We start from the raw sequence: 13,672 nt of genomic DNA on the forward strand, positions 1-13,672 counted from the left end.
CGGCAGGGGGACAGCGTGGCCAGTACGGAAGAACGGGCCGTGTACCGGCTCGTGGTCTGCGGGGACGTCAAGGATTCCGGACGGTTGAATCTCGGCGCGAAACTGCGGATGCGGGAAAGTCTCTACCAGGTGTTCCAGGACGCGCTCGACGCCGTCGACGTCGGACCGGAGCAGGTGGACGTCGTCGACCGGGGCGACGGGCTGCTGCTGTCGTTCGAGCCGGGGGTGCCGCCCGCGCTGATCGCGGGCGTGTGGCTTGAGGAGGTGCGGCAGGGCCTGATCGAGCGCAGGCCCGTGCTGCACGACCGGCTGCGGATGCGGCTCGCCATGCACCAGGGCCCGGTCTCGCACGACGGCAGGGGCCCCGTCGGCCGAGCCGTCGACCTCGCCTGCCGGCTGTGCGACTGCGATCCGGCGCGGCGCGTCCTCGACGCCTCCGACAGCGATCTGGTGCTGGTCGTCTCCGACCCCTTCCACGACGCGGTGATCGCGGACAGCGTCGGCGAGCGGTTCGTCGAGCCGGAGGCGTACCGGCCGTTCCGCGTCTCGGTGAAGGAGACGGACGAGATCGCCTGGTTCCGCGTTCCCGGGCTGCCGGTGCCGCCTGACCTGACGGGGGGAGGCGGCACCGGCACCGCCCCCGGCGGGGCACCGCCCGCGGCGGACGGGCGCGAGCCCGGCGCGGCGGGCGGCGATACGGAACGGGACCTGTCGCGGTACCGCATCGACGTGCACGACGGGGACAGCACCGTGGTGTCGGCCCGCACCATCGAGGGCGGGCTGACCATCAAGCACGGCAACCGCTCGCGCCGCGGCGGGCAGCAGCGGTGAGCGAGGACGGCGGACAGGACGCGGACGACGCGAAGGGCAGATCCCCCGAGGGCGGCGGTCCGAAGGGCGGCGGCAAGGACGAGGGGAAGGACGACGGCGGCCGGGAGGGCAAGGAGAACCGGTTCTCCGGTGCGCACGCCGGCCCGCGGGACGGCGCACACGGCGCGGGCGCCGTGCACGCCGTACGTCAGGCGCGCGCCAACTACACCACCGTGCACGCCGTGCGTCAGGCGCGCGCCAGCTACACCACCGTGCACGGGAGCAGCACGCTGGTCGACAGCTCCCGCATCGACCGGGTACAGGTCGGCGACACCCACCACTATCACTACGGGCCGCGCACCGCCCCCCTGGTGACCGGCGCGGTGACCACCGAGGAACTGCGGCGCCTGCGCCTGGTGTTCGCGCCGCCACCCGAGTACCCGGCGCTGCTCGACCACCTCCGCGGGCACCGCGTGCTCGCACTGTGCGGCGAGCCGGGCAGCGGGCGCGGCTGCACGGCGGTGTCCCTCCTGGACGAGGTGGCACACGGCGCGGTGGAGCGCATGGACCCGCGCACCGAGCTGGCCGCGCTGTCCGGCGACGCCATCCGGGAGGGCCACGGCTACGCCCTCGAACTGGCCGGCGGCACCGGCCGTCCCGCCGAGCTGCACCTGGACCGGCTGGGCGCCCTGCTGGCCGAGCGCGACGCCCATCTGGTCCTGGTCGTGGACGCCGGGGACCTGGGCGACGCGTTGCTGCGCGGCCGGTACGGAAGGCTGTTCCTGCCACCCCCGCCGCAGGAGGTGCTGAAGCGGCACGTGGCCTCACTGGTGAAAGGCGAGGAACGGCGCACGCACGCGCTGGGCGTCGCGGAGCGCGACGACGTGCGCGGCGCACTCGGTCTCACGCGCCTGCGCCCGCGCGAGGCGGTCGCGCTGGCCGGGCTCCTGGCCCGGCACGCCGGCGGCGACCTGGACGACGCGGGCCTGCTCGCCGAATGCACGCTCTTCGCGCCCCGGCAGGCCGCGCTGTGGTTCGCCGGCGCGGGCCGGGGCGCGACCCTGCGCGCGGCGCTGCCGACACTGCGGCCCGCGGCGCTGCGCCTGGGCCTCGCGGTGTACGACGGCGCGCCCTTCAGCGTGGCCGCCGAGGCCGCCGAAGCGCTGACCTGGGAGCTGGCCACGACCCTCGACCCGGCGCGGACGCCGGGCCGGCCGCTGTTCACCGACGATCTGCGGGCCCGGCTGACCGCGGCCCGCGCCGGGCTCGGTACGGGCGAGGTCTCCCTCGGCGACGACCAGGTGCCGGTGCGCACCGTGCGGTTCGAGGGCCGGGGCCTGCCCTGGGCGGTGCTCTCCCACGTCTGGGAGATGCACCACAACGCCCGCGGCCCGATGTGCCGGTGGCTGAGCGCCCAGTGCGACGACCCGCGCCCGCTGGCCTGGGTGCCGGCCGCGCTCGCGGCGGGCGCGCTGGCCATCCTGGACTTCCCGTTCGCGGAGGCCGAACTGCTGATACCGCTGGCCGGCTCCGAGTCCGGCACCCAGCGGCTCGCCGCCGCCACCGCCCTGGCGCAGACCGCCCGCACCCCGCCACTGCGGCCCGTCGTCGCGTCCCTGGTGCGGGGGTGGGCCGAGGACGGCAACGAACTGCTGCGCAGCACGGCCGCCCTGGTCCACGGCTACGGAACGGTGGCGGGTTCCGTGGCCCGTTCGCTGGACGCGCTCGGCCCGCTCTCCGAGCCGGGGGACGACGCGGAGCCCGAGGCCGTCTGGGCGCAGTTGCAGGACGTGTCCTACAGCGTGGTGCGGCTGGCCGCGGGGGCCGAGCCGGACACCGTGCTTCGGCGGCTCGGCCAGTGGCTCGGGGACCGGCGGATCGGCCGCAGGGACCTCGCGCTGCTGAGCATCATCCAGCTGACGGGAAGCCGCACCTGGCAGTTGTGGGGTCTGGACGAGCAGCCGGAGCTCGAAGGCCATCAGAACTGGCCGCTGATCGCCGCGCTGATCGCGGCCGGACCCGAGCGGGCACCGCTGCTCGCCGATCTGGTGTGGGCCGGGCTCGACACCGCCAGATCGCGGGACGCCGTGCTCGTGGGCTTCAGGTCGTGGATGCGCCGTTCGGCGCGGAACGCGGAGCTGCTCGACGCCCTGTGCGCGTTCCTGCCGCTGCTGGTGAGCGGCCCGGCCGACGCCGCACGACTGCGGGCCCTGGTGACGCGGCTGGCCCGCGACCCGGACGAGCCGATTCCGCCCGCGACGGTCGAACGGCTCGGCGCGGCCCTGGGCGCCGGGCCGGGGCCGCGCCCCGGCGGCCGGGACACTCCCGCCGCCCCCATACCGAGCACGCGCAGAAGGGAATCGACCGTATGAACGCGCACACCTGGAATCAGCCGCAACCGCCCCCGCACCTGCCGCAGCCGAGACCCATCCACCCACCGCAGGCCGGGCCCGGTTTCGCGGCCCAGCGGCCCGCCATGCCCGCCGCGCCCGCCGCGCCCGCGGCGCCCTCAGCACCCGCGCAGGAGCTGGCGGGCCCGTTCCTGCGGGAGTACGCGCCGACCTGGCCGTTCCGGCACCCGAGCGCGCAGGTGGCCTCGGTGCTGTTCTTCCGCGGCAGGCAGCCGCGCGTGGTCCTGCCCGAGGGGCAGGAGGGCGTCTGGCCGCTGCGGCTGCTGCGCCGCCCCTACGCGGTGTTCGAGATACAACTGGGCACGCACACCCTGTCGTTCCACATGCGGCTGCCGGCCGCGGACAGCGTCTCCTTCTTCCCGGTGCGGGTGGGGGTGGCGTGGCGCGTGGCGGACCCGCTGCGGGTGGCCAGGGAGCAGGTGTCGGACGTGGCCAAGCTGCTGGCGCCGCTCTGGGAGGAGCGGCTGAAGGACATCTCGCGGCGGTTCCCGATCACGCAGGCCGAGCAGGTGGACGCGGCGGTGCGGCAGGAGCTGAGCGGCGGTGACCTGGGCACCAGGTACGGCATCGAGCTGGAGGTGTTCGTCGACATCACGCCGGACGAGCTGACGATCAAGCACGCCGGCGAGGTGCTGAGGGCCCAGCACGGCCAGGCCATGGAACGGCTGGAACAGCAGCTCCAGCTCATGAAGAACGAGCACGAGCGCACCGTCGTCCGCGAGTGGGCGACGCACTTCCAGCAGGCGATGTCGCAGGGCGACACGGCGGTGATGGCCGAGCTGATGGCGCGCCACCGCGACGACATCCCCGGCATCAGGAGCATGCTGAAGAACGAGCAGCTGACGGCCAGACGGGACGGCATGGAGCTGCTGTCCCGGCTGATCGAGGGCGGCATGCTGGAGTCCTGGCAGCTCGGGGACCAGGCGCAGGCCGTGGTCGACTTCGTGCGGCAGGGCACGCAGCGGATGATCGACACCGCGGCGCGCCGGACGACGCCCGACCCCGGGGTGGCGGGCGGCGAGCTGCCTGAGGCGCGGCGCGAGGTGTTCTGGCAGACGCAGCAGGAGACCCAGGAGACGCAGGAGACCGAGGACCCCGCGGCCGGCGGGGGGCCGGGCCGCAGAATGGACCCATGACCTTCCATGTCGACTCCGAGACCGGGCGGCTGCGCCGAGTGATCCTCCACCGCCCCGGCCTCGAACTGAAACGGCTCACGCCGACGAACAAGGACGAGCTGCTCTTCGACGACGTGCTGTGGGTGCGGCGGGCCCAGCAGGAGCACGACATCTTCGCCGAGCTGCTGCGTTCCCGCGGCGTCGACGTGCGGCTGTTCGGGAACCTGCTGACCGAGAGCCTGGACGTGCCCGCCGCGCGGGCCCTGGTCCTCGACCGCGTCTTCGACGAGCGCGAGTACGGCCCGCTGGCCACGGACCGGCTGCGGGGGGTGTTCGACGGGCTGCCGACGGCGGAGCTGGCCGAGGTACTGATCGGCGGCATGACGAAGCGGGAGTACCTGGAGCGGTACGAGGAGCCGGCCTCGGTGCGGTTCCACGTGATGGACCTGGACGATTTCCTGCTCAATCCGCTGCCCAACCACCTCTTCGCGCGGGACACCTCGGCCTGGGTGTACGACGGGGTGGCGATCAACGCGATGCGCTGGCCCGCCAGGCACCGGGAGAGTGTGCACTTCGAGGCCGTGTACGGCCACCACCCGCTGTTCACCGGCCCCGGCGCCGGTGGCTTCCACATCTGGTCGGAGGGCCTCGGTGCCCACCCGTCCACCATCGAGGGCGGGGACGTGCTGGTCATCGGCAACGGCGCGGTGCTGGTGGGGCTGAGCGAACGGACCACGCCGCAGGCGGTGGAGCTGCTGGCCCGGCGGCTGTTCGCGGCCGGCTCGGCGCGCGTGATCGTCGCGCTGGACATGCCGAAGCGGCGGGCGTTCATGCACCTGGACACGGTGCTGACGATGGTCGACGGGGAAACGTTCACCCAGTACGCGGGGCTCGGGATGCTGCGCTCGTACACGATCCAGCCGGGCTCCGGCGACGAGGAGCTGAAGGTCACCGACCACCCGCCGGAGCACATGCACCGGGCTATCGCCGCCGCGCTCGGCCTCGGTGGTATCCGGGTGCTGGCCCCGGTCCAGGACGTGCACTCGGCCGAACGGGAGCAGTGGGACGACGGCTGCAACGTGCTGGCGGTCGAACCGGGTGTGGTGGTGGCCTACGAGCGGACCGTCACCGCGAACACGCATCTGCGCGAGCACGGCTTCGAGGTGCTGGAGATCCCGGGCAGCGAGCTGGGACGCGGCCGGGGCGGCCCGCGGTGCATGAGCTGTCCCGTGGAACGGGACGCGGTGTGAGCCCGCACCGCCGTCCGCCCCCTGGCGCGATCTGCATATTCATGTAGAATTCCGCATACTATTTCAACAAGATTCGCGCGACGTACGGAGTCGACATGGCGACAGAGCTTTCGGGCCGCCACCTGCTCAAGGAGCTCGACCTCACCCCCGAGGAGTTCCGCTCGCTCATCGCCCTGGCCGCGGAGCTGAAGGCGGCCAAGCGGTCGGGCAGCGAAACCAGGGCCCTGACGGGCAAACACATCGCGCTGGTCTTCGAGAAGAGCTCGACGCGCACGCGCTGCGCGTTCGAGGTGGCCGCCGCGGACCAGGGCGCGGCGACCACCTGCCTCGACCCCTCCGGCTCGCACATCGGCCGCAAGGAGTCGGCACGCGACACGGCCCGCGTGCTCGGCCGCATGTTCGACGCGATCCAGTACCGGGGCAGCGCCCAGCGCACCGTGGAGGAGCTGGCCGCGCACGCGGGCGTTCCCGTCTACAACGGCCTGACGGACGAGTGGCATCCGACCCAGATGCTGGCCGACGTGCTGACCATGGCCGAGCACGGGCCGGGGCCGCTGGAGCGGACGTCCTTCGCCTACCTCGGCGACGCCCGCAACAACATGGGGAACTCCTACCTGGTCACCGGCGCCCTGCTCGGCATGGACGTGCGCATCGCGGCGCCCGCGCAACTGTGGCCGGATGCCGCGGTGCAGGCGGAGGCCGGGCGCCTGGCCGGGGAGACGGGTGCGCGGATCACGCTCACCGAGGACGTGGCCGAGGGCGTACACGGCGCCGACTTCGTCGCCACCGACGTGTGGGTCTCCCTCGGCGAGCCCAAGGAGGTATGGGACGAACGGATCGCGCTGCTGCGCCCCTACGCGGTGACCGGGGACGTGCTGCGCGCCACCGGCAACCCGGACGTGAAGTTTCTGCACTGCCTCCCCGCGTTCCACGATCTGGGCACCGAGGTCGGCCGGGAGATTCACGCGCGGCACGGTCTGGACTCGCTCGAAGTCACCGACGAGGTCTTCGAGTCCGAGCGGTCGGTCGTCTTCGATCAGGCGGAGAACCGGCTGCACACCATCAAGGCCCTGATGGTCGCGACCCTCGGCTGACCGGCAAGCGACGCCCCCGCGGGCGCTGGGGTCCGTCGTCCGAACGTCCAGAGTGCACGCACACCCCTCCGGCGCATACGTCAGTTCACGTGAAGGACGCGTTCCGGTCGCACACGGGATCTACATTACCCGCGCGGGGCGGTGCTATCGTCCGAGCCATCTTCCGGGGAAGGCCACGGACTTGGGGGGCCGCGGCCGACAGAGGGCTTGGCACCGGCCGCTCCTCGTGCACACCTCGCGGGTGCGCCATGCGGCTCCCGAAGCCGCCGCCCGCCCACGAACCGACCGAACGAAGGACGTCATCCGTGCGAAGAAAAGCCGCTGTACTCCTGTCCCTCTGCGGCCTGCTGGCCGTGTCGACGCTCGGCGCCACGGCCGCCTCCGGGGCGCCGCGGACCGACGACGACGCGCCCGCGCCGGCCGGCTGGGAGCGCGTCGACACCCAGCTCCTCAACGAACTGCTCGTCGACGACGGCGCCGCCCCGCTCAACGCCTCGGCCGACGAGCCGGAGGAGCTGCCCTGGGCCGTCCAGTCCATGAACACCGGCCTGTTCGTCGCCTCGGAGCAGCGCTACGCCGAGCCCTACACGGGCGTACTGCGCGCCCGTTCCGACTCGGTCGGCGGCGGCTGGGAGCAGTTCGACATCTACTTCGACGATGCCTCGGAAACCGTCACGCTGACCTCGCGGGCGAACGGCCTGAACGTGGCCACCGAGCGCAACTTCACGGGCGCGTCGAACGGCGTACTGCGCGCCCGCTCCGAGGGCATCGGCAGCTGGGAGCGGTTCGTCCTCTACTACCACGACGACCTCCAGACCTTCGCGTTCCGCTCCGTGGTCAACGACCTCTTCGTCGCCACGGAGCAGAACAACACCGGCTCGCTCCAGAACGTACTGCGGGCCCGCTCCGACTGGATCAACGGCTCCTGGGAGCAGTTCTACCTTTACTGAGGCGGACGGCGGCCAGCGGACGGCGGAAGGCCGCGCGCGGCGGCGCCGAGGGGCGCCGCCGCGCACACGGCCCAACGGGCCGCACGGGCCGATCGGCCCGGTCACCGGGCGCCGCGGGCACTGCCCGCGGCGCCGTTCCCGTCGAACGTCACCGTTTCCGGGGCCGCGACCACCACGCCCGCCGCCCGCAGGGTCGCCTCGATCTCGCGCGGCACACCGGCTCGCAGGCTGGCGTGCGCGCCGCGCACCAGCACCACCCGGTGGCCGCGGTCGAGCGCGGCGAGCGCGGTGGCCCGCACCACCGACTCGCTGTGCATCCCGGCCACCACCACCTCGGCCCCGACCGGGACCAGGCCGGCCAGGCCGCTGCCGGCGAAGGCATTCGGCCGGGTCCTGTGCACGACGGGCTCGCCGTCGAGCGGGCGGAGGAGTGGCTCGTGCCCACCCGGAGGTTCCGCGGCGCCGGTGTCCTCCCCGGCAGCGGCCTCGCGCACATGGATGACGACCGCGCCCGCGGTGCGCGCCCGCCGCAGCAGATCCCCGATCACGGCGGAGACGGAGGAGAGGGCCGGACCACCGGGCGCGGGCGCGGGGTCCGACGGGGTCATGGATAAGTCGAGAAGAAGCAGCACAGGGGCCATCGCCGCAGGGTAGCAACCGCCCTATGGCGCCAACTTCCGCGGAGGGCCGATGCGTTGCTCCTCGCAGCGGCCTCCCGGCGGGCCCGGCGCCGGGTTTGCCCCACCCGATGGGACCGCACCGTCACGGCGCGAAGGCGGCCGCGTTCTCCCTGACCCACTGGGCGAACGTCCGCGGCGGACGTCCGGTGACCCGCTCCACCGTGGGCAGCACGGTGTACCCCCCTGCGGACGGATCGGTGCGCACGGCGAGGAAGAACGCGATGTCCCCGTCCGAGAAACCGGCACCGCGCCACTGCGCGACGGCCTCCTCCCGGGACAGCTCGATGTACCGCACCTCGCGGCCGAGGACCTCGGCGAGGGTGCGGACCTTGTCCCGAACGGTCAGCACCTCGGGGCCGGTCAGCCAGTACTCCTGGCCGCCGTGCCCGTCGGCGGTCAGCGCCGCAGCCGCGACGGCGGCGATGTCCGCCTCGTGGATCAACGCGCTGCGGGCCTCGGGGAACGCCTCGCGCACGACGCCGTCCTTCCGCACGGAATCCGCCCACTCCAGCGCGTTGGACATGAACTCCACGGGCGCGAGCCGCGTCCAGACGAAGCCACCGTCCGCCGCCCCGGAGGCCAGGGCCTCGTCCAGTGGGGTCGTCTCGGTCTCGCCCTTGAGCACGGTGATCCGCCGCACGCCGGAGTGCCGTGCGAGAGCCGCGATCTCCCGCCCGTTGGCCAGGGGCGAGAAGTCCGCGCCGTCGAAGCCGATGAGGTGCACGGCATCGACGCCCGAGAACGCCGCGGACAGCGTCGCGGTATCCGCCAGGTTGCCCCCGACGACCTCGGCGCCCGCCGGGAGCGAGGCCCGGCCCGGGTCCCTGGTGAGGGCACGGACGCGGTGCCCAGCCGCGAGGAGCTGCGTGACGAGGGGGCGTCCGACCGTGCCGGTGGCGCCGGTCACGAGAATGGTCATGGCATCTCTTTCCGTGCGTGTCCCCCGGAACGCGTCCGCGCTCCGGTCGTCGTGCCGCCCACGTTAGGAACGGTGGCGGACAGCTGCTGTCCGCCTCTCCCGGCAGACTGGGGGCGTGATCGAGACCTCCGCCCGCCTGCTCCGGCTGCTCGGGCTCCTCCAGTCCCGCCGCGCCTGGTCGGCCGCCGAACTCGCGGAACGGCTGGGCGTGAGCACCAGAACCGTCCGCCGCGACGTCGGCAGGCTGCGCGGCCTCGACTATCCGATCGACGTCGGCCTCGGGCCCGACGGCGGGTACCGGCTGGCCGCGGGCGCGACGCTGCCGCCGCTGCTGCTCGACGACGAGGAGGCCGTCGCGGTGGCCGTCGGCCTGCGGACCGCGGCGGACAGCGGCGTCGCGGGGATCGGCGAGACGGCGCTGCGCGCCTTGGTGAAGCTGCGGCAGTTGATGCCGCACCGGCTCCGGCACCGTATGGACGCGCTGCGCGTCTCCGCCGTGCGGGCGCCGGGCCCGCCGACGGTGGACGCGGGCGAGCTGACCGCCGTCGCCGCGGCCTGCCGGGACCGCGAGCGGCTCCGCTTCGACTACCGCAGCCACGACGGGACCGGGAGCGTGCGCCTCACCGAGCCGCACGAGCTGGTCACTTGGGGCGGCCGCTGGTACCTGGTGGCCTGGGACCTGGAGCGCGCGGACTGGCGGACCTTCCGCCTGGACCGGCTGCGCTGCCGGGTGCCGATCGGCCCGCGCTTCGAGCGGCGTCCGCTGCCGGAGGGCGATGCCGCCCGCTTCGTCACGGGGAGCGTCGCCCGGCTGTGGCCGTACCGCGCCACGGTGCGGCTGCATGCCCCGGCCGATGCGGAGGCCGCGCGGAGAACGGCCGTGTACGGACAGCTCGTGCCGGTGGACGATACCTCCTGTCTGCTGCACTTCACCGCGGACTCCTTGCACGGTCTCGCCTTCCTCCTCGGGGCGCTGGAGGTCGACTTCGACCTGGTGCACCCGCCGGAGCTGGCCGGTCAGCTCCTGGTCACGGCCGACCGGCTCCGGCGCGCCGCCACCGCCGAGCGGTGAACCCGCGGAGCCCCGGCCGACGCCGCGGGCGCCGTCAGGACGCCCTGACCAGAGGCCGCCAGTACTGCTTGTCCTCCCGGTCCCGCACCACGAACCCGAGCTTCTGCACCTCCTCCCTCAACTCCGCCACGTCATCGCCTTGCTTCTTCTTCAGCGCCGTCTCCCTCGCCTTCAGCACGGCGTTGACCGCGGGCGGCAGATCCGGAGTGTCCGGCACCCACCGGCGGTACAGCTCGGCGTAAGGATCGCTCTGCCCGGCCCACCGGTAGCCGTGCTCCTGAAAACCCCGCGCGAGTGCGGCCGGGCTGCTCTCGTGCTGCTCCCGCAGCAGCTCGCGCGACGCCGGGTCGAGGATCACCAGCTGCTTGCCGTCGACGAACACCACGTCCACGTCGGGACGGGCTATGCGGCGTGACATGCCGTCCTTGTCGAGCCGTATCTCCCCGTCCACAAGCGTCACCTTCAGACAGGAGGCCAGGGCGAGGGCGGCGAACCCGAGCCCGAGCAGCAGCCCCGCGGCGGCGAGCGCCACCGCCACCCACGGCCCGTCGAACGAGGCGATCAGCTCGAAGGGGCCCTGCATCGGCGCCCACGGCCGGTCGGCCAACCAGCCGGCCACCGGCGGCAGCACAGCGCCGAGCAAAGCGCCGAGCACCGGGGCGCCCACGATGATCAGCAGCCGGTCGCGGAGGGAGAGCCCCAGCACCGTAGGTCCTGTCGTCTTGCCGTACTCCATGCCGTCACCGTAAGTGACCGCAGAGCCACGGCACAGTAGTCCAAGGTCTTGTTCCCACCCGACTTTCGTCAACTTTAGTTGTAGGGTCTGCGCGTGTCCCTTCCCCTCCTCTCCCACGACTCGGCCGGAGAAGGCCCCGCATTGCTGCTGCTGCACTCCGCCGTCTGCGACCGGCGGATGTGGGACCCGCAGTGGCGGATGTTCCTCGACGCCGGATTCCGGGTGCTGTGCTGCGACTTCAGAGGCCACGGTGACACCCCCGCGCCGGACGGCCCCTACCGGGACGCCACCGACGTGTGCGACCTGCTCGACGCCCTGGGAGTGGCGGAAACCGCGGTCGTCGCCTCGTCCTCCGGCGGCGCGGTGGCACTCGAACTGGCCGCCCGCCGACCGGAACGGGTCACCGCGCTGGTCCTGCTGAACACCGGCTCACCCGCCCACCCGCCCTCGGCCGTGCTGCGCGGCATCGCCTCCCGCGAAAGGGCGCTGATCGAGGCCGGGGACGTGGCCGGCGCCGTCGAACTCGGCGTGCACACCTGGCTCGGCCCCGAAGCGGACGCCAACACCCGGGCCGTGGTGCGGCTGATGCGGCGCCGCGCCCTGGACATGCGGCCCGCCGCCGAGGACGCCGGGCGGACCGGGGCAGCGGCCTTTCGCCCCGAGGACGTCAAGGCGCCCACGCTCGCCGTGTCGGGCGCGCACGACCTGCACGACTTCCGGCAGGTCGCCGCCGGGCTGCCGGACCTCCTGCCCGCCGCCGAGCACGTGGAGCTGCCGTGGGCCGGGCACCTGCCGAATCTGGAACGCCCGGCGGAAACCGCCCTGCTCGTCCTGGACTTCGTCGAACGGCACACGGCCGGGGCGCGGGGGCGCTGACGGTCAGTCCTCCCAGACGTCCACCCGGGGCAGGCCCCTGGCCTCGCGTTCGCGGTCGATGAGGCGCTGGATCACCTCCGTCTTCCCCTTCGTGTACTCAAGGCCGCTCCGCCGCTCGGCGGCGAGCCTGCGCTTCACCGCGGCGTACTCCGCCGCGGCCTCCGGATGCGCCCGCAGATGGTCGCGCAGGAGCCGTTCGTTGCGCGTGGGCCAGGAGGCGGCGGTGACGACGTGGAGGTGGAACGCGCGCCGCCCGGCGCCGTCCGCCCGGTAGTAGAAGAAGCGGCCGGTCATGCCCGTCTCCTCGGACACGTAGCCGAGCCGTGCCAGCACGGCTGCCCGTTCCGGTGTCACCTGCTCCAGCGTGTCGACGGACGCCATCAGGTCGATGATCGGCTTGGCCGCCAGTCCGGGGACGGACGTGCTGCCCACATGCTCGATCGCGCGGAAGAGCCCGGGCAGCGCCGCGGTCAGTTCCTCGCCCGCGCGCCCGGCCAGCGCGGCCCAGGCGGGGTCGTGGTCATCTATCACCATGGTCACGGGACAAGCCTAGGACCCGGTGTCCGGTGCTCATCGTGGCCGGCCGCAGGGCAACCGGCCCGGAGGCCGCGTTCGCTCCGGGGCATCCCCGTGGCGGTGGACCGGCGCGCGGGGGCCGCGGCGCGGGCCGGCCGGAGCGGCCGGCCGGCCCGCGGCGTTCAGCGGGCCGGCCGCCTCCCCTCACCGGTGACGCGGACGAACGGATCGGCGGCGGCCGGGTCGGTCAGCGAGCCGTAGACGCCGGGGCGGCGGAAGGAGTTGCCCCAGGTCTCGCGCCTGCGGTAGGAGCGCAGGGCCCCGAGGTCGAACACCGCCGGGTAGACACCGGCGGCCTCCCCCGCCTCCACCACGAGCATGTCGCGCGTCCCTTCGGGTCCGAACGCCATGCCGTCGAAGGCCACGGAGTGTCCCCAGCCGGGCCCCGCATAGTTCGCCATGGCGACGCCGACCATGTTCTCGTACGCACGCGACTGGAATTGGGCGATCCGATTCCGTTCCAGATCACAGGCGTTGGGCGTGAGGATGATTTCCGCCCCGGCGAGCATCAGCGCCCGGGCGCTCTCGGGGAACTCGCGGTCGTAGCAGATCATCGCGCCGACCCGGACCTCGCCGACCGCGGTGTCCAGCGTGCAGGCCCCGAAGGAGTCGCCGGGTGTGAGAGCGGCTTCGGGCACGGAGAACGCGCAGGTGTGCACCTTCGCGTGGGTGAGGACCGGCCGCCCGTGCCGGTCGATGAGCGAGACGGAGTTGCGCGGCGGCCCGTCCCAGGCTTCGAGATAGGTCAGCGCGATGGCCATGTCCAACTCGGCGGCGAGGAGGCGGAAATGGGCGACGAACGGCGAGTCCGCGGCGACGGGCTCGCCGCGCCAGACCTCGCGGGGGTCCGGCACCTCGACGGGTGCCGCGCCCCGCCACAGGTCGGGGTGCCGGTACACATTCTCCGCGGCCCCGCCGAAGGGAACGGCGGTCTCGTAGCCGTTGCTCCACATTTCGGGGAACAGCGCGATGTCCGCGCCGAGCGCCTTGGCCCGGCGGCAGGCGGCCTCGCCCGCCCGGCGGTTGGCGTCGAGGTCGTGCCCCGGCGGGTCGAGCTGGAGCAGGGCGATGGTCAGTGCAGGCATGATGCAGGCTCCTTCGTGGCTGGCAGTGGCGGTCGCGAAGGAGCGGCGGGGGTCCCCTGGCGCGGGGACGGCGTCAACGCATGCGTTCACTGTAACGC

Annotated in this window: 13 protein-coding genes; 8 read left to right on the forward strand and 5 right to left on the reverse strand. The window is 73.5% G+C overall.

The features are described from left to right. Positions 1-15 precede the first annotated feature (15 nt). From RM779_RS26395 to RM779_RS26420, 6 genes are all read left to right on the forward strand, one after another. Entirely contained in the window at positions 16-831 is an 816-nt protein-coding gene (locus RM779_RS26395; RefSeq protein ID WP_311620260.1) for a hypothetical protein, read from the forward strand. After that, positions 828-3,182: a hypothetical protein gene (locus RM779_RS26400; RefSeq protein ID WP_311620261.1), complete on the forward strand. Its 2,355-nt coding sequence runs from the start codon at positions 828-830 to the stop codon at positions 3,180-3,182. The genes RM779_RS26395 and RM779_RS26400 overlap by 4 nt, the downstream gene beginning before the upstream one ends. Then, positions 3,179-4,357, forward strand: a complete 1,179-nt coding sequence (locus tag RM779_RS26405; RefSeq protein ID WP_311620262.1) for a hypothetical protein — start codon at positions 3,179-3,181, stop codon at positions 4,355-4,357. Before RM779_RS26400 ends, RM779_RS26405 begins: the two co-directional genes overlap by 4 nt. Continuing rightward, on the forward strand, positions 4,354-5,586 hold the full coding sequence (locus RM779_RS26410; protein WP_311620263.1) for an arginine deiminase: 1,233 nt from the start codon (positions 4,354-4,356) through the stop codon (positions 5,584-5,586). Before RM779_RS26405 ends, RM779_RS26410 begins: the two co-directional genes overlap by 4 nt. 95 nt (positions 5,587-5,681) lie before the next feature. Next, the gene (gene argF, locus RM779_RS26415; protein WP_311620264.1) at positions 5,682-6,680 is read left to right on the forward strand and encodes an ornithine carbamoyltransferase; all 999 of its coding nucleotides are present in this window, start codon (positions 5,682-5,684) and stop codon (positions 6,678-6,680) included. A 305-nt stretch (positions 6,681-6,985) separates the two neighbouring features. Then, positions 6,986-7,630, forward strand: coding sequence for a fascin domain-containing protein (locus RM779_RS26420; protein WP_311620265.1), 645 nt, complete (start codon positions 6,986-6,988; stop codon positions 7,628-7,630). A 101-nt stretch (positions 7,631-7,731) separates the two neighbouring features. Here the strand turns inward: RM779_RS26420 and RM779_RS26425 are convergent, their stop codons facing one another. Then, positions 7,732-8,271 carry an isochorismatase family protein gene (locus RM779_RS26425; RefSeq protein ID WP_311620266.1) on the reverse strand — a complete coding sequence of 180 codons (540 nt, stop codon included), beginning with the start codon at positions 8,269-8,271 and terminating at the stop codon, positions 7,732-7,734. 121 nt (positions 8,272-8,392) lie between these two features. Then, positions 8,393-9,229: an NmrA family NAD(P)-binding protein gene (locus RM779_RS26430; RefSeq protein ID WP_311620267.1), complete on the reverse strand. Its 837-nt coding sequence runs from the start codon at positions 9,227-9,229 to the stop codon at positions 8,393-8,395. A 115-nt stretch (positions 9,230-9,344) separates the two neighbouring features. Between RM779_RS26430 and RM779_RS26435 the strand changes: the two genes are divergently transcribed. Then, on the forward strand, positions 9,345-10,301 hold the full coding sequence (locus tag RM779_RS26435; RefSeq protein WP_311620268.1) for a helix-turn-helix transcriptional regulator: 957 nt from the start codon (positions 9,345-9,347) through the stop codon (positions 10,299-10,301). A 34-nt stretch (positions 10,302-10,335) separates the two neighbouring features. Here RM779_RS26435 and RM779_RS26440 read toward each other — a convergent pair whose 3' ends face one another. Next, positions 10,336-11,037, reverse strand: coding sequence for a YqeB family protein (locus RM779_RS26440; RefSeq protein ID WP_311620269.1), 702 nt, complete (start codon positions 11,035-11,037; stop codon positions 10,336-10,338). Between the two features lie 93 nt (positions 11,038-11,130). Here RM779_RS26440 and RM779_RS26445 point away from each other — a divergent pair, with 93 nt between their 5' ends. Beyond that, complete coding sequence (locus RM779_RS26445; RefSeq protein WP_311620270.1) at positions 11,131-11,913, forward strand: alpha/beta fold hydrolase; 783 nt, start codon at positions 11,131-11,133, stop codon at positions 11,911-11,913. 3 nt (positions 11,914-11,916) lie between these two features. On the opposite strand, the gene RM779_RS26450 is transcribed toward RM779_RS26445, so the two are convergent. Both RM779_RS26450 and RM779_RS26455 read right to left on the reverse strand, forming a co-directional pair. Further along, on the reverse strand, positions 11,917-12,447 hold the full coding sequence (locus RM779_RS26450) for a GrpB family protein (RefSeq protein WP_311620359.1): 531 nt from the start codon (positions 12,445-12,447) through the stop codon (positions 11,917-11,919). A 164-nt stretch (positions 12,448-12,611) separates the two neighbouring features. Further along, positions 12,612-13,574, reverse strand: coding sequence for a carbon-nitrogen hydrolase family protein (locus RM779_RS26455; RefSeq protein ID WP_311620271.1), 963 nt, complete (start codon positions 13,572-13,574; stop codon positions 12,612-12,614). Between the last annotated feature and the right edge of the window lie 98 nt (positions 13,575-13,672).

Origin of the sequence: Streptomyces johnsoniae (assembly GCF_031845565.1) — a bacterium.
In the GTDB taxonomy this organism is placed as follows: Bacteria; Actinomycetota; Actinomycetes; order Streptomycetales; family Streptomycetaceae; genus Streptomyces; species Streptomyces johnsoniae.

Coding starts and splice junctions, on each gene's coding strand:
- argF (WP_311620264.1), top strand. CDS start 5,682: ATGGCGACAGAGCTTTCGGGCCGCCACCTGCTCAAGGAGCTCGACCTC.
- RM779_RS26425 (WP_311620266.1), bottom strand. CDS start 8,271: ATGGCCCCTGTGCTGCTTCTTCTCGACTTATCCATGACCCCGTCGGAC.
- RM779_RS26455 (WP_311620271.1), bottom strand. CDS start 13,574: ATGCCTGCACTGACCATCGCCCTGCTCCAGCTCGACCCGCCGGGGCAC.
- RM779_RS26430 (WP_311620267.1), bottom strand. CDS start 9,229: ATGACCATTCTCGTGACCGGCGCCACCGGCACGGTCGGACGCCCCCTC.
- RM779_RS26450 (WP_311620359.1), bottom strand. CDS start 12,447: ATGGTGATAGATGACCACGACCCCGCCTGGGCCGCGCTGGCCGGGCGC.
- RM779_RS26405 (WP_311620262.1), top strand. CDS start 3,179: ATGAACGCGCACACCTGGAATCAGCCGCAACCGCCCCCGCACCTGCCG.
- RM779_RS26410 (WP_311620263.1), top strand. CDS start 4,354: ATGACCTTCCATGTCGACTCCGAGACCGGGCGGCTGCGCCGAGTGATC.
- RM779_RS26440 (WP_311620269.1), bottom strand. CDS start 11,037: ATGGAGTACGGCAAGACGACAGGACCTACGGTGCTGGGGCTCTCCCTC.